Origin of the sequence: Corynebacterium efficiens YS-314 (assembly GCF_000011305.1) — a bacterium.
Taxonomy (GTDB): Bacteria; Actinomycetota; Actinomycetes; order Mycobacteriales; family Mycobacteriaceae; genus Corynebacterium; species Corynebacterium efficiens.
On the sequence record NC_004369.1, the window covers coordinates 185,397 to 203,047 of the forward strand.

Annotated in this window: 23 protein-coding genes and 1 tRNA gene; 10 read left to right on the plus strand and 14 right to left on the minus strand. The window is 66.1% G+C overall.

The features are described 5' to 3' along the window. Window positions 1-28: 28 nt before the first annotated feature. Entirely contained in the window at window positions 29-256 is a 228-nt protein-coding gene (locus tag CE_RS01090; RefSeq protein ID WP_006768522.1) for a hypothetical protein, read from the minus strand. 23 nt (window positions 257-279) lie between these two features. Between CE_RS01090 and CE_RS01095 the strand changes: the two genes are divergently transcribed. From CE_RS01095 to CE_RS01115, 5 genes are all read left to right on the plus strand, one after another. Then, entirely contained in the window at window positions 280-771 is a 492-nt protein-coding gene (locus CE_RS01095; protein ID WP_006768521.1) for a hypothetical protein, read from the plus strand. A 70-nt stretch (window positions 772-841) separates the two neighbouring features. After that, window positions 842-1,738 (plus strand): hypothetical protein, encoded by an 897-nt coding sequence (locus CE_RS01100; RefSeq protein WP_035109082.1) that lies wholly within the window; start codon window positions 842-844, stop codon window positions 1,736-1,738. A 120-nt stretch (window positions 1,739-1,858) separates the two neighbouring features. Next, window positions 1,859-2,251, plus strand: coding sequence for a GtrA family protein (locus tag CE_RS01105; protein WP_006768519.1), 393 nt, complete (start codon window positions 1,859-1,861; stop codon window positions 2,249-2,251). Between the two features lie 10 nt (window positions 2,252-2,261). Continuing rightward, window positions 2,262-2,669: a hypothetical protein gene (locus CE_RS01110; RefSeq protein ID WP_006768518.1), complete on the plus strand. Its 408-nt coding sequence runs from the start codon at window positions 2,262-2,264 to the stop codon at window positions 2,667-2,669. Further along, the gene (locus tag CE_RS01115; RefSeq protein WP_006768517.1) at window positions 2,666-3,301 is read left to right on the plus strand and encodes an MOSC domain-containing protein; all 636 of its coding nucleotides are present in this window, start codon (window positions 2,666-2,668) and stop codon (window positions 3,299-3,301) included. Before CE_RS01110 ends, CE_RS01115 begins: the two co-directional genes overlap by 4 nt. 8 nt (window positions 3,302-3,309) lie before the next feature. Here the strand turns inward: CE_RS01115 and CE_RS01120 are convergent, their stop codons facing one another. The 4 genes from CE_RS01120 to CE_RS01135 all read right to left on the minus strand — a co-directional run bounded on the left by CE_RS01120 (window position 3,310) and on the right by CE_RS01135 (window position 7,101). Then, the gene (locus CE_RS01120; protein ID WP_006768516.1) at window positions 3,310-4,242 is read right to left on the minus strand and encodes a galactofuranosyltransferase GlfT1; all 933 of its coding nucleotides are present in this window, start codon (window positions 4,240-4,242) and stop codon (window positions 3,310-3,312) included. A gap of 21 nt (window positions 4,243-4,263) precedes the next feature. Next, entirely contained in the window at window positions 4,264-4,869 is a 606-nt protein-coding gene (locus tag CE_RS01125) for a VOC family protein (RefSeq protein WP_035109178.1), read from the minus strand. A 504-nt stretch (window positions 4,870-5,373) separates the two neighbouring features. Continuing rightward, the gene (locus CE_RS01130; protein ID WP_006768514.1) at window positions 5,374-6,192 is read right to left on the minus strand and encodes a galactan export ABC transporter ATP-binding subunit Wzt/RfbE; all 819 of its coding nucleotides are present in this window, start codon (window positions 6,190-6,192) and stop codon (window positions 5,374-5,376) included. Window positions 6,193-6,204: 12 nt separating this feature from the next. After that, window positions 6,205-7,101 (minus strand): galactan export ABC transporter permease subunit Wzm/RfbD, encoded by an 897-nt coding sequence (locus CE_RS01135; protein ID WP_035109176.1) that lies wholly within the window; start codon window positions 7,099-7,101, stop codon window positions 6,205-6,207. A gap of 142 nt (window positions 7,102-7,243) precedes the next feature. Here CE_RS01135 and CE_RS01140 point away from each other — a divergent pair, with 142 nt between their 5' ends. Beyond that, window positions 7,244-8,419: an aminotransferase class V-fold PLP-dependent enzyme gene (locus tag CE_RS01140; protein ID WP_006768512.1), complete on the plus strand. Its 1,176-nt coding sequence runs from the start codon at window positions 7,244-7,246 to the stop codon at window positions 8,417-8,419. A 6-nt stretch (window positions 8,420-8,425) separates the two neighbouring features. On the opposite strand, the gene CE_RS01145 is transcribed toward CE_RS01140, so the two are convergent. Beyond that, on the minus strand, window positions 8,426-9,382 hold the full coding sequence (locus CE_RS01145) for an NAD(P)H-quinone oxidoreductase (RefSeq protein WP_006768511.1): 957 nt from the start codon (window positions 9,380-9,382) through the stop codon (window positions 8,426-8,428). A gap of 98 nt (window positions 9,383-9,480) precedes the next feature. Between CE_RS01145 and CE_RS01150 the strand changes: the two genes are divergently transcribed. The 3 genes from CE_RS01150 to CE_RS01160 all read left to right on the plus strand — a co-directional run bounded on the left by CE_RS01150 (window position 9,481) and on the right by CE_RS01160 (window position 11,121). After that, window positions 9,481-9,565 (plus strand) — tRNA-Ser (locus tag CE_RS01150). A gap of 53 nt (window positions 9,566-9,618) precedes the next feature. After that, a complete protein-coding gene (locus CE_RS01155) occupies window positions 9,619-9,906 on the plus strand; it encodes a 2Fe-2S iron-sulfur cluster-binding protein (protein WP_006768510.1) in 288 nt (95 codons plus the stop codon). A gap of 297 nt (window positions 9,907-10,203) precedes the next feature. After that, window positions 10,204-11,121 (plus strand): type IV toxin-antitoxin system AbiEi family antitoxin domain-containing protein, encoded by a 918-nt coding sequence (locus CE_RS01160; RefSeq protein WP_006768509.1) that lies wholly within the window; start codon window positions 10,204-10,206, stop codon window positions 11,119-11,121. Here the strand turns inward: CE_RS01160 and CE_RS01165 are convergent. Genes CE_RS01165 through modA form a run of 7 tightly spaced genes read right to left on the minus strand, consistent with a single transcriptional unit; the run spans window position 11,118 to window position 16,402 of the window. Next, entirely contained in the window at window positions 11,118-12,185 is a 1,068-nt protein-coding gene (locus tag CE_RS01165) for a ThiF family adenylyltransferase (RefSeq protein WP_006768508.1), read from the minus strand. The genes CE_RS01160 and CE_RS01165 overlap by 4 nt on opposite strands. Then, window positions 12,182-12,640 carry a molybdenum cofactor biosynthesis protein MoaE gene (locus CE_RS01170; protein WP_011074864.1) on the minus strand — a complete coding sequence of 153 codons (459 nt, stop codon included), beginning with the start codon at window positions 12,638-12,640 and terminating at the stop codon, window positions 12,182-12,184. Before CE_RS01170 ends, CE_RS01165 begins: the two co-directional genes overlap by 4 nt. Continuing rightward, on the minus strand, window positions 12,630-13,109 hold the full coding sequence (locus CE_RS01175) for a MogA/MoaB family molybdenum cofactor biosynthesis protein (RefSeq protein ID WP_006768505.1): 480 nt from the start codon (window positions 13,107-13,109) through the stop codon (window positions 12,630-12,632). The genes CE_RS01170 and CE_RS01175 overlap by 11 nt, the downstream gene beginning before the upstream one ends. Further along, complete coding sequence (gene moaC / locus CE_RS01180) at window positions 13,106-13,573, minus strand: cyclic pyranopterin monophosphate synthase MoaC (RefSeq protein WP_006768504.1); 468 nt, start codon at window positions 13,571-13,573, stop codon at window positions 13,106-13,108. The genes CE_RS01175 and moaC overlap by 4 nt, the downstream gene beginning before the upstream one ends. Window positions 13,574-13,583: 10 nt before the next feature. Next, a complete protein-coding gene (locus CE_RS01185; RefSeq protein ID WP_006768503.1) occupies window positions 13,584-14,771 on the minus strand; it encodes a molybdopterin molybdotransferase MoeA in 1,188 nt (395 codons plus the stop codon). A 10-nt stretch (window positions 14,772-14,781) separates the two neighbouring features. After that, on the minus strand, window positions 14,782-15,633 hold the full coding sequence (locus CE_RS01190; RefSeq protein ID WP_011074865.1) for a molybdate ABC transporter permease subunit: 852 nt from the start codon (window positions 15,631-15,633) through the stop codon (window positions 14,782-14,784). Continuing rightward, window positions 15,605-16,402: a molybdate ABC transporter substrate-binding protein gene (gene modA, locus CE_RS01195; RefSeq protein WP_006768501.1), complete on the minus strand. Its 798-nt coding sequence runs from the start codon at window positions 16,400-16,402 to the stop codon at window positions 15,605-15,607. Before modA ends, CE_RS01190 begins: the two co-directional genes overlap by 29 nt. A gap of 67 nt (window positions 16,403-16,469) precedes the next feature. On the opposite strand from modA, the gene CE_RS01200 reads away from it, so the two are divergent. Further along, window positions 16,470-16,727 (plus strand): MoaD/ThiS family protein, encoded by a 258-nt coding sequence (locus CE_RS01200; protein WP_006768500.1) that lies wholly within the window; start codon window positions 16,470-16,472, stop codon window positions 16,725-16,727. Here the strand turns inward: CE_RS01200 and CE_RS01205 are convergent. Beyond that, complete coding sequence (locus tag CE_RS01205; RefSeq protein WP_006768499.1) at window positions 16,724-17,644, minus strand: ABC transporter ATP-binding protein; 921 nt, start codon at window positions 17,642-17,644, stop codon at window positions 16,724-16,726. The genes CE_RS01200 and CE_RS01205 overlap by 4 nt on opposite strands. Between the last annotated feature and the right edge of the window lie 7 nt (window positions 17,645-17,651).

Below are 17,651 nucleotides of genomic sequence, written 5' to 3' on the forward strand. Positions count from 1 at the left end.
ACCGGAGCTGTTCTAGAGGGAGCCGTTGTTAGAGATCCATGATCTCACGGATCTCCGCGGGCAGTTCCTCCTGTGAGGTGATGGTGGGCCCGTCGTAGAGGCGCAGCAGCTCATACACCCGGGAACGGTCCACGCTGTCGAGCAGTGGGAGCTCCTGGGCGATCAGGCGGGTCATGAAATCATCGAGGGGCAGGTGGGTGCGTTCCGCCGCGATGTGGACGGGTGCTTCCTGCTTCTTCTTGAAAATGCCGAACATGGTGTCAACGGTACTCTGGTGGCATGGATTCCAGCACCACGGACACCACCTCTGCACGTCTTCAGGCCGCCGCCGGATCGCTCCTCGTGGGCACCGGGGTCGCGCTCACCGACTACCTCGACAGTCCCCGCCGTCGCGCGCTGGCCTATGCGGGGCTCATGACCGCCGGGGCCGGGGTGGTCGGGATGATCCCCCGGGCCGATGGCGGCCGGTACCTCTTCCCCGATGATCCCACCCTGCTCAATGATCAGCTGCGTCACCAGCTCGGGGATCTGGGCATCACCCCGGGGCCCGCCTCGGATCGTTCCGGGGCCCGCGGACCGCTGACAACCTGGTTGTATGTGGGTTTGTTCGTGCTGTTTCTCGCGGTCCTCATCCGTCTGGACATGGTGCTGACCAAGCGTCTGGCACGCTTCCTCAGCCGGCGCGGGATCACCCGGCCGTACACGGTGATCGGCGTGTTCTACGCGGCGGCGGTCTATGCCACCTATGAAGTGGATATGCGGACGAAATAGGGCGTCGTCAAGCGCCGTTGGTGAGGTCCGGCCCTGAAAAGCCCCCGTGGACATGACTACGCTGGGGCACATGCCAACCCACTTTGCCCACGACAACGTCATCTCACTGGCGTCTGCGCGTGCGCGGAGGAGCGGTGGGACAGGTTCCGAACGCACGCTGCTGATCCAGGCGAGTAACATCCAGGCCGACCGTGAGGTCCACCGCCAGATCGGGGTGGATGCCGCACTGGCACTCACCGAACTGCATAAAGTCCTCGGTATCGCCTTCGGTGTGGAGGACGATTCGCCGTGGTTCTTCGCCAATGCCGGCGGCCGGAAACTTGATTCCACCACCTGCGTGGGACGCGTGCTCGATGCCGGTGGCACCATCATCTATATCTGGGGTCTGTGGCAGTTCGAGCTGCACTGCCTGGAAACCTACCCGCGCGACAGCGGCACCCCGCGTGCCCTGTGCATCGGCGGGTCCGGGGTGTTCACCTACAATTCCGACCTCGATTTCGACCTCGCCGTCATCAACGCCGAACTCACCGGCACCGACACCATCCGCTCGGTGCTCACCCATGTCCGCCCGGAGATCATCGACATCGTCGACCGCACCGGCGTCTTCGATTTCATCCCCCTGCTGCAGGCCCTCGAACTCCACCGCCCCACGCCACTCGACGCCCCCACCGTCCGCCTCTGCCGCTCGCTGCCCCGCGAACGCGGCGCCGAGGGCAGCGACGCCTTCTGGTCCTGCGTGCTCGCCCTGTCCTGCCTCGGCGACCGGGAGCTTTTCGATGACGTGATCACCTCCACCATGTCCGCCCTGGGGTGGGTCGCAGACGACGGTTCCCCACTCCCCGCCGCCGACATCACCGCCGCCTGCACCGACTCCCTGGCCGTGCTCGAAAAATTCGGTGCCTACGGCAGGGATCTCGCAGCACCGGTGGAACGCCTCGACATCTACCGCGAGCTGTTGCGCGCTTAGTGCTTTGATCCCCGCGGGACTAATGTGTAGCCCGTGTCTGAGAAACAAACTGCCGCTGTCGAGGCTGCCGCCCTCGGTTCCGTCCCCGGTGCAGTCCCCAGTTCCGTTACCGGCGAACGGATGGGCCTGGGAACGCAGGCCTTCCGGTTCATCATCACCGGTGGCATCTCCGCGGTCGTGGACCTCGGCCTGCTGGCACTGTTCCAGCTGGTCTTCGGCTTCCCCGTGCCGGTCGCCCGCACCATCTCCTTCATCGCCGGCACCACCACCGCCTACATGATCAACCGCCGCTGGACCTTCCAGGCGGAGAAATCCACCGGCCGTTTCCTGGCCGTCGTGGCGCTCTACGCGGCGACGTTCCTGGTCAACGTCGGCCTGCAGACGCTTTTCGACGCCCTCTTCACCTCCTGGGACTGGCCCGCCTCCGTTGCTCTTGTCGTGGCCTTCATCATCGCGCAGGGCACCGGAACCACCATCAACTTCATCGTCCAGCGCATGGTGATCTTCAAGTAAGGTGACACCCATGAAGAGCTGGAACATCACCATGATCACCGGGCTGGCCGGCGTCCTCTATTTCGCCCTCATCTCGCTGGTGTTCGCACCGCTGAACCTCGCGATCGGGATGTTTGTTGCATTCATGGTGCTGACGGTGCTGGCGATTGTCGCCGCTGTGGTCAACGCCCGCGAGGCGGCCATCTCCACCTGGCGGACCTGGGTGGGCCTGGTCGGTGCCCTGCTCATTGCCCTGCCCGGGGTGTCGTCGGTGGTGGCGAACCTGCTGCTGGGCACCGGTGGCGGCCTGCTCACCCTGGCCAACACCCTGGCCACCGTCGCCTCCATCGGCATGCTGGTCATGCTGCCGGTGGGCATCGTGATGTGCCTGGTCGCGGGCTTCTCCCGCTATCATCTGGCCCGTCGGGTGTTTGCATGACCGGCATCGTGCTGACCACCAATATCGGTGCCGCACAACCCGACCCGGGCGGGGCGGACCGCGTCAGCGGCATTGACAAACAGCCGGTGCCTGAGGGCATCGAGGTCTTCGCGCCGGGCCCCGACTACGGCGACGGTTCCGGTGTGCTTAACGACGTCGTCGGCGACTCCCTCCACCACGGCGGCATGCACAAGGCCGTCTACGCCTTCGAACGCGAGGAACTCGACTTCTGGGACCCCACCTACCGCAACGGCTACTTCGGTGAGAACCTCACCACCTCCGGCATCGACCTCTCCGCAGTGCTGATCAACCAGCGCTTCCGCGTCGGTGGGGCAGTGCTGGAGGTCTCCGTTCCGCGCCGGCCATGCCGCACCTTCGGTGCCTGGCTGGAACGCAGGGGATGGATGAAGACCTTCACCGACCACGGCCGCGTGGGCTCCTACTTCCGGGTCATCGAACCGGGACGCATCCTGCCGGGTGCTGAGCTGGTCGCCCTGGATGAGCCCGACCACGACATCACCATGGGCATGGCCTTCCGCGCCAAGATGGGCGACAAGGACCTGGCCCGGAAGGTGGTGGCGGCCGGGTGCCTCCCGGGGCGCTACCACGAGGAACTGGTCCGGCTGATCTAGAACCTGATCTAGGGCCGGTCGAATTTCTCCTGCCGCCCCATGCGGTGCAGACGGAACCACTCCAGGAACTTCTTCGGGCTCTTCTGCTGCACCAGGAAGAACCACCCGAAGCGCGCATACTCCTGCGGCAGCAGTCGGCGCATCCCCGGCTGGTTCATCAGATACCCGCGGTTGCGGTAGGTGAAAAACCGCTTGACCGCATTGTCCGGGTACTGGGTGTGCATCCGACCGCCCAGGATCGGCTTGAACTCATCGGAGCCATCCGGATGCAGATAGGCGGTGGTCAGACACGTCCCGAACGGCAGGCCCGAGCGGACCAGCCGACGGTGGTACTCCACCTCATCACCCCGGATGAACAGGCGGTAATCCGGCACCCCGATGCGTTCCATGGCGTGGGCGCTGATCAGGGCACCGTTGAACAGGGAGGCGATACCCGGCAGCACGGTCTCCTCCGGGTGGGCGGGATCGATGAGTTCACTGCGGTAACGGCGCCACTCCAGACCCCGGCGCAACGGGAAGGCGAGCCGGTCCGGTTCTGTGGCGTTGCACACCACCGGGGAGATCTGCTCGAGGTGGTGGGCGGAGGCTGCGTCGATAAGCGTCTTGAGCACCTCGGGCCCCTCCGGTCGGCCGTCATCGTCGGCGCACCACACCGCGTCCGCCCCGAGTGCCAGCGCGGTGAGGAACCCATAGGCGAAACCGCCACCGCCACCGAGATTGGTCAACGACGGCGTGTACACACCCCTGTCCCCGGCGACCTCGGTAACCAGGGCCTCCACCGCCGGATCCGCACCGTTATCCACCACGATGATGTGCTTCACCGGATAGGTCTGCGCAGCGACGACCTCCAACGAGTGTCGCAGCAACTCCACGCGGTTGTGCGTGACGATCACCGCCGCGACATCAATACCGTCCCGGAGATGTGAAGAGGTGTTGGCCATGGACTACATCTTGCCACGGCCCTAGATGTCCTTCAGATTGACCTCACCCATCGGCGTATCGAGCACCAACTCCAGATACGGCTCACCCTCACGGGCCTCCACGACCGCGGCGGTCTCCTCCGCCAGATCCCCCGGCAACTCTGCCCCCTGCACAGTCAGCTTGACCACCCTGGCCAGGGGCTCCTCGACGGCAGAGGGATGATCGGAGTCCTGCCAGTCGATGGCGAACGGTTCCGGGGCGTAGTCCACGCCGGGGGTCGGCTTGATCAGCCTCCACTTAAGCGTCGTGCCCTGCGGGGTTTCACGGCTCATCTCCTCAACCTTCCTGTCGGCCGCGAAGTCATCCAGATCATCCGGGCGGACGCACCACGCGGCCACCCTGGGCTCCGTGGAAGTGGATGAGGCGAGTGCGAAATTATCCTCCGTGAGCTTCTCCGCCTCCGGGTCCGGGCCGATCAGCTCAATGTAGGAACCCGCTGGCTGCGAGAGCGGAACCAGCGCGTTTGCCGATCCCGTGTTGTGGCGACCGCCCTCGACAGGTGTGATGCCGGTGAGTTCAGTGAAACGGCTGACCAGCTCATTGAGATCCGGCGCCGCGATGACAATGTGGTCCAGGTGTGTAGCCATGGCCGCCATGATAGGTGCCGATCGTGGTTCCGGGGCGGCCGGTGCTGTGCACAAGGGTGCACGTTTGGCTGCGGGATGGTCGGTTTGGGTGGTGAGTTGGCATGGTTGTGCATGCGCGGGCGGACGGTGGTGCATAAGGGTGCGCGCTAGCCCGGGAAACAGTCGGTTCCGGCAGGGAGTTGGCACGGTTATGCACGCCACCGGCCCCGGGAGGTCCTGCTGGTGCATAAGGGTGCGCGCTAGCCCGGGAAACGGTCGGTTCCGGCAGGGAGTTGGCACGGTTGTGCACCCGCGGGCGGCTGCTGGTGCACAAGGGTGCACGTTTGGCTGCGGGATGGTCGGTTTGGGTGGCGAGTTGGCACGGTTGTGCACGCCACCGGCCGCGAGAAAGCCCCGGAACTGCCCCGGCAGGGCTCGTGACCACCTCACACCGCGCTCGGAACAAAAGAAGGGGCACCAACTCCACGCTCTGGTGAAGTCGGCGCCCCTTTTCACACAGGCTGGTTAGCTCTCCGGGGCAGTCTCCACCCCGCGCTTTTCTTCCTCCATGCGCTTGAGCAGGCGGCGGACATGGTCGGCGGCGCCTTTGCCTTCGTAGCTTTCCACCACATCCGGGACGAGGCCGGCCTGGCGGATCTCGCCGTGGTCGACCCAGAGGGCGGTGTCGCAGAGCTGGGCGAGGAAGTCGTTGGAGTGGGAGGCGAAGACGAGGATGCCGGAGCGTTCCACCAGGGCCTGGAGGCGGTCGCGGGCCTTGGCCATGAAGGCGGCGTCGACGGCGCCGATGCCTTCGTCGAGAAGCAGGATTTCCGGTTCGATGGAGGTGACCACGCCGAGTGCCAGGCGGATGCGCATGCCGGTGGAGTAGGTGCGCAGCGGCATGGAGAGGTATTCGCCGAGTTCGGTGAAGTCGGCGATCTCCTCCATTTTGGCTTTCATCTGTTTGCGGGTCTGCCCGAGGAAGAGGCCACGGATGACAATGTTCTCGTATCCGGAGATCTCCGGGTCCATGCCGATGCCGAGGTCGAACACCGGCGCCACCCGCCCCCGGATGTCCGCTGCACCGCGGGTGGGTTCGTAGATGCCCGACAGCAGGCGCAGCAGGGTGGATTTACCGGCACCGTTGTGGCCGACCAGGCCGACGCGGTCGCCTTCGCGCAGGTGCAGGTTGATGTTCTTCAGCGCCTCGACCACGACCACATTGTCCTGGTTGCGGCCGATCGCGCCGCCGGCCGCGCCGAGGAAGGCTTTCTTCATGGAGCGGGATTTCGCGTCGAAGATGGGGAAGTCGACGCAGGCGTTGTATGTATCTATTGAAACCATGTCCACACTCTCCTAAACCCAGTAGCTGACGCGGAAGCGCCACTGTCTCATCGCCAGCAGTGCCAGTCCCAGGCCCGCCACGGTGAAACCGAGGACGATCCACCAGTGGTAGGCGGGCAGGTCGGAGCCGATCATGGGGGCGCGGACCACCTCGAGGTAGTGGTACAGCGGGTTGAGTTCCGCCAGGCGCGCACGGCCACCCATCTCCTCGCTGTGGTTCTGGAGGGTGGAGGTCATCCACACGATGGGGGTGACGTAGAACAGCAGCTGGGTGCCGGCCTCAAGGAGTGGGGAGACATCGCGGTAGCGCGTGGCGATGATCCCGAAGAACATCGCCACCCACACCCCGTTGACGATCAGGAGGAACATCCCCGGGATGATCAGCAGCACATCCCAGCCGAGTGGGCGGGGGAAGATGAGCATGAGGATCACCCAGATGACCAGGTTGTGGCCCAGGAACAGGGCCTGTTTCCACACCAGGCGGTAGACGTGCACCGACAGGGCGGAGGGGAGCTGTTTGATCAGGCCCTCGTTGTCGATGAAGATGTCTGCGCCTTCCTTGATGCATCCGGAGATGAAGTTCCAGATGATCAGGCCGACGGTGACGTGGGGGAGGAATTCCGCCAGGGGGATCTTGAACAGCACGGAGTACAGCAGGCCGAGGGCGACGGCCATGACGCCGGTGGCGATGGTGATCCACAGCGGGCCGAGCACGGATCTGCGGTAGCGTTGTTTGATGTCCTGCCAGCCCAGCTGCAGCCACAGTTCGTGCTGTTTGAATCCACGGACGATGTCGTCCCAGGCAGCCCGGAAGGTCATGGACTGTGACGGTGGTGCGGAATCCTGCTGCACCACCGTCATCCTGGCGAGGTCCGCCTGTAGGTTTTTCTGCTGTTGTTGTTCCTGCACAGTCATTACCCTAGCTGTCGGGGCGCGGACCCACGGTATCGGCAGCGGTGAAAAACGTGGGATTGGGTTGTCCACCAGGTGGGGTAAAGTTGCCTTGAAGTGGTTGTGGGGCTAGTTGTGCTGCAAGGAAGGGAGCGCGTTCATGGTTTTTGACGTGGCCAGGGTCCGGGGTCTTTATACCTCTCTCGGCGATGGCTGGACGTACCTGAACGCGCATCAACTTCCCCAGGTCCCGGAACGGGTGGCGTCCGGGGTGGCGTCCGCGTTTCGTCTGCATGCCCAGATGCCTTTCGACGGGCAGGTGCCCTATGCGGTGTCGCAGGTGGAGCAGGCACGTGCGACGGTCGCGGAGATGGCCGGCGTGGAGCCTGCGCAGGTGGTGTTGGGGCCGACCCGTCATTATCTGGCGCGGGTGTTGGCGCGTAGCCTCGGGTCTTTTGTGCGTCGTAAAGCAGGGGTGGTGCTCTCGCGCGCGGACGCCGACTGGCTCACCCAACCCTTCGGGCTTCTCGACGCCACCGTGCGCTGGGCGGAACCCGACCTGGGGACCGGCCAGCTGCCCGGTTGGCAGTACAAGGAGCTTGTCGACGGCGCGACCCGCCTCGTGGTGCTCTCCGCAGCGCACCCTCTACTGGGCACGGTGGCACCGACAGCCCGGATCGTGGACACCGTCCGCGAACGTTCCCGCGCCTGGATCGTGGTGGATGCCTCCGCCTACGCCGCCTACCGGCCGCTGGATCTGGAGGAGTGGCAGGCCGATATCGTCATGCTCGACATGGGCGAACTCGGCGGCCCGCATGTCTCCGCACTGATCTTCCGCGATTCCTCGATGTTCCCCCGCCTGGACCGCTCCGTCGCCCTCGAACCGGATCCGGGTTTCCTGCCCCACGGCCTGTTCGGCGGGGTACCCAACCTGTTCCGGCACCTGGCGAACCTCGACGAGGACGCCACCGACCTGCGCGGATCGATGGCCTCCCTGGCCGGCCACCAGCAGCACGTGATGGACCACCTCATCGAATCCCTCCAGGGACTGCCCGCGGTGCACATCATCGGCATCTCCGGTGACGCCGCCGGTGAAGACGCCGCCCGACTGGACCGCATCCCCCGCCTGAGCTTCACCGTGCAGGATGTCCCCGCCGAGATGGTCCACCGCAGGCTCATGGACAATCACCTGGTCACCACCGTCAGCCCCCGCGACCCGCTGCTGGATGCGATGGGGGTCACCGAGGCCGGCGGGGCCATCACCATCGGGCTCGGGCCTTTCAACACCACCTACGAGATCGACCAGCTCACCCGCGTGCTGGCGTCGCTGGCCTAGTGCGCTCTAGACCTCCAGCACGAGCTTTCCGGTGACGGTTCCATCCTCCAGGGCCTTGAGGGCCTTCGCCGCGTCGGCAAGGGGGAGGGTGTGGTCGATGTGGGGGGTGATGCGGCCGTCGGCAAGCATGGGCCAGATCGCCTCGACGGTGGCGGCGACGATGCGCGCCTTGTCCGCGTCATCGCGACCGCGCAGGGCGGTGGCCGAGATGGTGCCACGCTTGGCCAGCAGCAGACCCAGGTTGAGCTCGCCCTTGACCCCACCCTGCAGACCGATGGTGACCATGTGGCCGTCCTTGGCCAGTGCCTTGACATTCTGGCCGAGGTACTTCGCGCCGATGATATCCAGGATCACATCCGCCCTGTTCTTCAACACCTCCGCGAAGTCCTCCTCCCGGTAATTGATGAGGATATCCGCGCCGAGCTGCTGACAGGTCTGGAGCTTCTCCGGGGAGCCGGTGGTCACCGCCACCGTCGCACCCATCGCCTTACCCATCTGCACCGCGAACGTGCCGATACCACCAGCCCCACCATGCACCAGGAAGGTCTGCCCCTCCTTAAGACCGGCGAGCATGCCGATATTCGACCACACCGTGCACGCCACCTCCACGATCGAGGCGGCCTCCACGAAGGAAAAACCCTCCGGGATCGGCATCAGCTGACCCTCCGGCACGGCCACGAACTCCGCATAACCACCACCGGTGAGCAGGCAGGCAACCTCCTCACCCTTGCTGCGGCCGGTGTCACCCGGATCCGCGATGATGCCTGCGCACTCCAGGCCCAGGATCTCCGACGCTCCCGGCGGGACGGGGTAGTTGCCCTGCGTCTGCAACAGATCCGCACGGTTGACGCCGGCGGCCTTCACCTCAACCAGCACCTCACCGGGTTTCAGGGTCGGGACGGGTACGTCCTGCAGCTCCAGGGACGCTGTGTTCTTCTCTTCAGTCTGCACAATTGCCTTCATGCCCTCCGAGGGTAGGTGAAATCAGGTTCCCCGGGGCGGTTTCCGCGATAGGCAGGCAGTCAGGTAATATTCCGTTCTGTCGATAGCTAATCGACGCTGGAGACGTGACAGAGCGGCCGAATGTACTGGTCTTGAAAACCAGCGATGGGAAACCATCCGAGGGTTCAAATCCCTCCGTCTCCGCTGATCGAGACCCCGTTCATGCAGGTGAGCGGGGTTTTTTCTATGGTGGGGATATGACTGACATCCTCCACACCCTCACCGTCGACGGCGAGGACTACAGCTTCACCTGGCCCGCCGGCATGACGCTTCTCGACGCCCTCCTCGCCGCCGACCTCCCCGCCCACTATTCCTGCATGGAGGGCCACTGCGGCACCAGCCAGTGCACCCTGACCGGCGGCCGCTCCCACATGCTCCGCAACGATGTCCTGAGCCGCTACGAGATCGAGCAGGAAAACCAGGTGCTCGCCTGCCAGGCCATCCGCGACGAGGAGGGGCCCTACCACTGCTCTTTCGACGACTGACGGCCCCGGCTCGTGCAAAACCGTGCCGGTTAGTGGCTGGGATGGTCGGTGGTGACGTCGAGGTGGCATGGAAATGCCACCCGGGGGCTCGTCGGCTGCAAAACCGTGCCAGTTCCCGGTCGGGAGGGTCGGTTTCAGCGCGGAGGTCGTACGGAAATGCTGCGGCAGACCTCATCCCGCGCAAAACCGTGCCAACTAGCACCCCAAACTGACCGTTCCAACCCCGAAGCGGCACGGTATTGCAGCAAATGCCCGCCCCGGGGGAACCAATTCAGCGTCCGCGGTGTCTAAAAGGGCATGGGACAAACAGTGTGGACCTACAGGGAGCTGCGGAATTCGGGCAAGACCAGGGCAGAGATCGCGCAGGGAGTGCGGGCGGGGAAGATCCACCGGCTTTTCCACGGGGTGTACACCACGACACCGGAGCCAACCGCCGAGACCGCATGGGAGGCGCTGCAGAAACTGCGGCCGGAGGCGGTGCTGGAGGGGAGATCAGCGGTGGAGGCCTACCAGGGGAAACAGCTGAGTCTGCCTCTTACCGCCCGCGTCCCCACGCCTAATCTACGCCAGGGGGCGGCACACATCATCAGGTTGCGCAGGAGCCGCAGAATCCGGTTCCAGGAGGTCCGTGGTTTCCGGGTGGTGTCGCTGGCGGATGCGGTGGCGACGTGCCTGGCTGAGGGGTCGGTGCGGGAGGGAGAGCTGCGGCAGTTGGTGGAACGGTCGTATGTGTCGGTCAAGGGGGTGCGTCGTCAGGAGAAGGAGGTGAAGGAACTTAAAACCACCAGGAAGGCCCAGCTCAGGGAGTTTCTCCGGGTGTGTGCGTCGGGTACGGACAGCGGCCTGGAGAAGAGTTTTGTGTCGGCGCTGCAGTCCGCGGGCTTTCAAACACAGCAGAATTTTCTCGTGTCCGGGTACCGGTGGGATACCGCGATCAAGGCGCTGCGGGTGGTGATTGATGTGGACAGCCGCAAGTATCACGGTTCTGATGAGAGGAATTTCATTGTCGACAGGTGGAAGACCAACGAGGCGCAGGCCGAGGGGTGGTTGGCACTGCGCATCACGGATGACTGCGTCAATTATGCGATGCCCGAGATCATCATGCTCCTCAAAAATATCCAGGCGTTCCGGGCGCAGCATCCCCGCAAGGTGCTCGGCAACCGGGGGATGGGGCCGGTGTGGTTCTGGCACAACGTCCTGATGGACACGTATTAAGCGTCCAGCCACCCCTCGATGCCGCCGTCGAGGCTGGTCATGCCCCCGTATCCGGCTTCCTGCAGGATGGCCACGGCCTGGGCGGAGCGCACCCCGGCCGCGCAGTAGACCAGCACCTCCTCGCCGGCCGCTACGGCGTCGGGCACGGCACCTGAGCGGATTGCGGACAAGGGCACGTTGACCGCGCCGGGGATGGCGTAGGCGGCGAATTCGTGGGGTTCGCGAACGTCGACAAACGTCACCCCAGAAGGCACAGCCGACACCCGGGGCACATCCAACGCCTCCCCGGAGCCTGACTCCGGACCAGCGACAACCTCTTTCGCCCGCACCTTCTCCACCACCGCGGGATCACCCACCACGGGGATGTATTCCCAGGTGGCGTCCATGGAGGAGTAGTAGCCCAGGCGCCCGATCAGGGGGCGGCCGACGCCGGTGATCAGTTTGAGGGCCTCCATTGCCATGGAGGATCCGACCACACCGACCACGGGGCCGAGGACCCCGGCCTGGGAGCAGGAGGGGACGGAGCCGGCGGGTGGGGGAGTGGGGAAGAGGTCTTCGTAGATGGGGCCGTGGTCGGCGTGGAAGACGGTGAGTTGGGCATCGAAACCCAGGATGGACGCCCAGATGTGCGGGATCCCCAGGCGGGCAGCGGCCCAGGAGGCGATATGGCGGGTCTCGAAGTTGTCGGAGCCGTCGAGGATCATGTCATAACCCTTCAGCAGCGGCAGTGCATTTGACCAGTTCAGACGTTCCACCGCCACCGCCACATCAACAGTGGGGTTCAGCGCCAGCATCGCCTCCCGCGCCGATTCCGCCTTCGGCCGTCCCACCCCGTCGGTGGTGTGGATGACCTGCCGGTGCAGGTTGGACAGGTCGACCACGTCGTTGTCGATGATGAGCACGTGCCCCACCCCGGCACCGGCGAGGTAGAGCAGCGCGGGAGACCCGAGGCCGCCGGCACCGATGACGGCGATGCGGGCGTCGAGAAGCTTCTGCTGCCCTGCCTGGCCGACTTCGCCGAGCATGATCTGGCGGCGGTAGCGGGCGATCTGCTCGCGTTTCACAGGCCCACCCACTCGGTGTCGCCGTTCACCAGTTCCTGTTCCTTCCAGATGGGGACCTGGGCTTTGACGGCGTCGGCAAGCGCGGCGCAGGCGGCGAAGGCGTCCCCGCGGTGGGCGGCGGCGGCGACCACCAGGAACGCGACATCCCCGATGGCCAGGGCGCCGGTGCGGTGCGCGGTCCACAGGCGCGTGCGCGGGTGCTTTGCGACGACCCCCTCCGCCACCTTCCTGATCATCGCGCCGGCGCTGGGATGCGCGGTGTAGGTCAGCGACTTCACCCGCGAACCACCGTCGTGGTCGCGGACCACACCCTCGAAGACCACGAGCGCACCCATGGCATCGGTGCAGGTCGCGGTCTTGGCTGCGGGCAGCAGGTCGGTCAGTGAGTCCTCCGTCATGAACGCGTCGATGAGGATGCCGGTCTGTTCGTCGACATAGGCAGGATCAGTGGTCATGGTGTCCCTTCAGCGTGGAAACAAGATGGTCAAGAAGTGGATCGAGCACGGCCACCGCATCCCGTGCAGCACCCGTGGACCCGGGCAGCGCCATCACGAAGGTGGCGCCGATGGTGCCTGCGACTGCGCGGGATAGCACCGCGGTCGGCACCGATTCCATACCCTTGTTCCAGAAGGCGTGCACGATGCCGGGCAGTTCACGGTCCAGGTAGGGGGCGAGCAGTTCCGGGGTGCGGTCATCGGGGGTCAGGCCGGTGCCGCCGGAGATCAGCACCACATCCGGACGGGCAGCATCCCCGAGCACCCCGGCGAGCGCCCCCGGCAGGTCGGCGTCGGCCACCACGCGGGCATCAGGCACGTCGATGCCACGCCCGCGCAGCCACTCCACCAGCAGTGCCCCGGAACGGTCGGTGTACTCGCCGGCCGCCGCGCGCGTGGAACTCACCAGCACCAGGGCAGAGGTGGTCATACCGACCAGTCCCCGGATTTCCCGCCGGTTTTGGCCAGCACACGCACCCCGTCGATGACAGCCATCTTGTCCACGGCCTTGATCATGTCGTAGACGGTGAGGGCGGCGGTGGTCACGGCGGTCAGGGCCTCCATCTCCACGCCGGTGACCCCGCGGGTCTTCACGGAGGCCTCGATGCGCACGCCGTCGGGCAGCCGCTCGAAATCCACGGTGATCTTGCCCAGGGGCAGTGGGTGGCACAGGGGGATGATCTCCGGTGTCTTCTTCGCACCCATGATGCCGGCCACGCGCGCCACCGGCAGGGCATCACCCTTGGGCAGGTCGGCGGTGAAGAGTTTGTCCACCACATCGGCGCGGGTGCGCACGAAGCCCTCGGCCACCGCGGTGCGGCTGGTCTCGGCCTTGGCGGTCACGTCCACCATGTGTGCGGAGCCGTCGGCACGCACGTGGGTCAGTTCGCTCATTGTTACTCCTCTAGCCCAGTGGATAGGTGTCCACGCTGTTTCCTGCCTCCACCGTAGTCCCCGCGGGCACCCGGATCAGACACGTCGCGCCGGCGGCCTGCGCGAGCAGGTGCGATGAGGTACCCGGCAGCGGCGTGGCCACCAGACGCTTGTCGACGACCTCCCATCGCCCCCGCAGGAACTGATCCCGCCCGCCCGACAATCCCGTGGCGGTGACAGCCATCTCCGCGACCACCGGGGTCAGCGGCTCGCCGCGCAGCACCGGCGGGAGGAACAACACGAAACTGACCAGCGTGGAGATCGGGTTGCCGGGCAGGGCGATGACGGGTGTGCCATGGAAGACCGCCAGCCCCTGCGGGCCACCGGGCTGTTGATCCACATGGCCGAACCAGGCACCCTCACCGGGTTCCAGGACCTGCCGGATCACCTCGAATTTCCCGTGGCTGATGCCCCCGGAGGTGATCACCGCATCGGGCTGGTACCGGTCGATGGCCTTCTCCAGCTGCTCGGCCAGGCGCGCCGGGTGGTCATCGGTGTGCAGCTGGTGGAGCACCTCCATCCCGTGACGCTGTGCCAGGCCGCGCAACAGGGGACCGTTGGCGTCGGGGATGGTGGCGGCGCCACCGGAGTTGTTGATCTCCGCACCACCGGTGACCGTGATGATCCGCAACCGGCGCATCACCTCCACCGCAGTGATGCTCTGACTGGCCAGCAGTGCGATGTGGACCGGGGTGATTTCGGTGTTTGCGGGGATGATCTCCTCACCTGCGCGGATGTCGGAAGCCCGCAGGCGGAGGAACTGCCCGGCCGGGGTGGCGGGGATGGTGACCCGGGGTGCGGTGAACTCACCGGGGCGGGTGTTCTCCACCGGGATCACCGCCGCGGTGCCGGAGGGGAGGCGGGCGCCGGTCATGATGGGGCAGAGGGTGGCGTCGACAAGCCCGGTGGGGTACCACGTGGCGGGGTCGACCCCGGCCGCGATCGTCGGGCCGACCGGGAAGGTGCCGCCGGCCAGCTGCGCGGTGGTGAGGGCGAAACCGTCCATCTGGGAGTTGTCGAAACGCGGGGAGTCCCACACAGCGTTGATCGGCGTGGTGGTGCGACGGCCCAGCGCGGCGTGCAGATCCACCATTTCCGCGCCGGGGGCGGGCAGCAGGGCGCGGATCGCCTCGACGTGGTGTTCCGGTGTGCGTGACATGAGGGTCCTTTCAGCGGTGTTGACGTGAGATCATCCGGGTCACCCCGATGGCCCCGATGATCAGCACATACACCGCCAGCAGCATGATCACCGCCCCCAGGGCCTGATCCATGTCATTGGAACTTAAGCCCAGCTCGATGTGCAGGGGGATGGTGCGGGTGACACCTGCGACGTTACCCGCGAAGGTCAGCGTCGCACCGTATTCACCGAGTGCGCGGGCGAACCCGAGGATCATCCCGGTGACCACGCCGGGCATGCTCAGCGGCAGGATCACCCGCCGCATGACCTCCCAGCGTGTGGCGCCCTCAGTGGCGGCGATCTCCTCGAAGCGCACCGGGATGCCGCGCAGCGCGGTGACCACCGTGGACACGAAGAAGGGCAGCGCCACGAACACCTGTGTGATCACCACGGCGGTGGTGGTGAACGCGACCTGGACACCCACCTGGTCGAGGTGCTGGCCGAGCAGTCCGCGCCGACCCCACAGGAAGGTCAACGCCAGCCCGGAGACCACCGGGGACAACACCAATGGGGCGTAGACCAGTACCTGGATGGTCGCCACCCACCGCGGATGGTTACGGGCGTGATGGTGCAGCGCCAGCGCCAGCGGGAAACCCAGCAGCGTACAGACCACCGTGGCCAGCACCGCGGTGCGCAGGGAGAGCCCGAAGGTCTGCAGGGACTCCGGTTGGGTCAACAGTTCCCAGGAACGGTGCCATGGGATGTTGAAAAGCAGCGCCACCACCGGACCCAGCAGGAACAGCAGGGCGACCGTGGCGGGCAGCAGCAACCACCCGGGCAGGATGAGGTTGGGCACGCGCATGGCGTCGCGCGCCCTAGTCTGTGCCTGATTTCCGGAAGCCATGATCAGTCAGGATATCCGTTGCCGCCTCGGAGGAGAGGAAGTCGGCGAAGGCGCGGGCGGCCGGGTTGTCCCGCCCCAGGGTGGTCAGTGCCAGGGGGTAGGTGGTGTCCACGTTCCCCTCCAGGTCGATGATGGTGATGTCCTGTGTGGTGGCCAGCGCGGCCGCGTCGGTGGCGTAGATGAATCCGGCGTCCACTTCACCGGTGGAGATCTTCATCGCCACATCCGAGACGGCGGCCTCCTCGGTGGTGCGGCCTGGCTGCACCCCGGCCTCCCCCAGGGCTGTGCGGGCCAGTGCGCCGCAGGGCACCTCGGGGGCACACAGGGCGATGAGGTCATCGCTGATGTCGGCCACCGTGGCGATCTCCCCGGGGTTGGCCGGCGCGGTGGCCAGCACCAGGCGGTTGGTGGCGATGACCGCAGGCTGTGCGCCGGTGAACTCCGGCAGTTCCAGGGCGGTGTCCATGGTGGCGGCATCCGCGGAGATGAACACATCGGCGGGGGCGCCTTCGGCGATCTGGCGCACCAGGGTGGGGGAACCGGCGAAGTTGAACACCAGATCCGCATCCGGGTGATCCGCGGTGAAGGCCGCTGCCAGGTCATCGGCTGCGGTGTTGAGGGAGGCGGCGGCGAAGACCCGGACGGTGTCGCTGGTGTCCGTAGACCCCGTGCAGGCGGTCAGCACACCGGCGAGCGCGAGGGCCCCGATCGGGCTCAGGATGCTCAGGATGCTCAGGGTGCGTCGGGTGCGTCGGAACTCTTGCTTCACGTTGCAGCCTTTCCTACCATTGGGTCAAGGTTTAATAATCGTATCTAAGAAGGCGTGAGAACAGGTCATGGAGATCCACTATTTCGCAGCTGCCCGCGCCGCCCGGGGTGTGGACCGGGAGAGCGTCGACAAGCAGGAGGGCACCCTCGGGGACCTGCTCGCCGACCTCGGCCGGGAACACACCGACGCAACGGCCGCCGGGATGACGCTCGCGCAGGTCTTCGACCGCTGCACCTTCCTCATCGACGGGCGCTCCGCCCAGCCCGACGCCTCCCTGGCCGGGGCGTCGCGGGTGGATGTGCTGCCCCCCTTCGCGGGTGGTTAGGCCGGGAACGTGAATACCCGGCGCGGTTCCAGGCGCACGGTGTCCCCAGGGCTGAGCGGGACATCGGACACCCCTGCACCCCGTGCGGTGCGGACCAACCACCCCGGGCCCAGATAGACGACCTCTTGCACGGCAATCCCGGCCGGGTCGGGGGTCACCGTCACCTCCTCCGGCCGCGTCGCCGTGACCCGGTCACCCTGCTTCTCGACGTTCAATTCCGCCCGCCCCAGAAACCCCGCCACGAACAGACTGTCCGGGGCTTCTACCAGCTGCTGCGGCGCATCCGCCTGCACCACGCGACCCTCGTGGAGGATGACCATCTGATCCGCCAGGGCGAAGGCCTCCTCCCGGGAATGGGTGATGTAGACAAAGGTCAGGCCCAGTTCGCGCTGGATCCGACGCAGATCCGCCACAATCCCCCGGGCGAGCTGCTCATCGAGGTGGGCCATCGGTTCGTCGAAGAGATAGACCTGGACCTCCCGCACCAGCGCGCGGGCGATCCCCACCCGCTGGCGCTGACCCCCGGACAATCCCGCCACGCGCCGGGAGGCGAGGTGGTCGATGTGCAACATCTCCAGCACCCGCCCCACACGCGTCTCCACCTGCGGGCGGGGTGTGCGGCTGGCGCGCAGACGCAGCGGGAAGGCGACATTCTCCGCCACCGTGAGATGCGGATACAGGGGTGCGTCCTGGAAACACAGCGCCGTGGCACCGAGGGTGACCGGTTGCCCATCGATGCTCACCTCACCGGCATCGGGGGCATCCAACCCGGCGAGCAGCCGCAACAGGGTGGTCTTCCCGCTGCCCGAGGGCCCCACCACGACGGTGATCGACCCGGTGGGCACGTTCAGGCTCACCTCATCCAGGGCCCTGACCTGCCCGAATGTCCGCGTGACCCCGTCAATGCGCAGCGACACCGTGGGG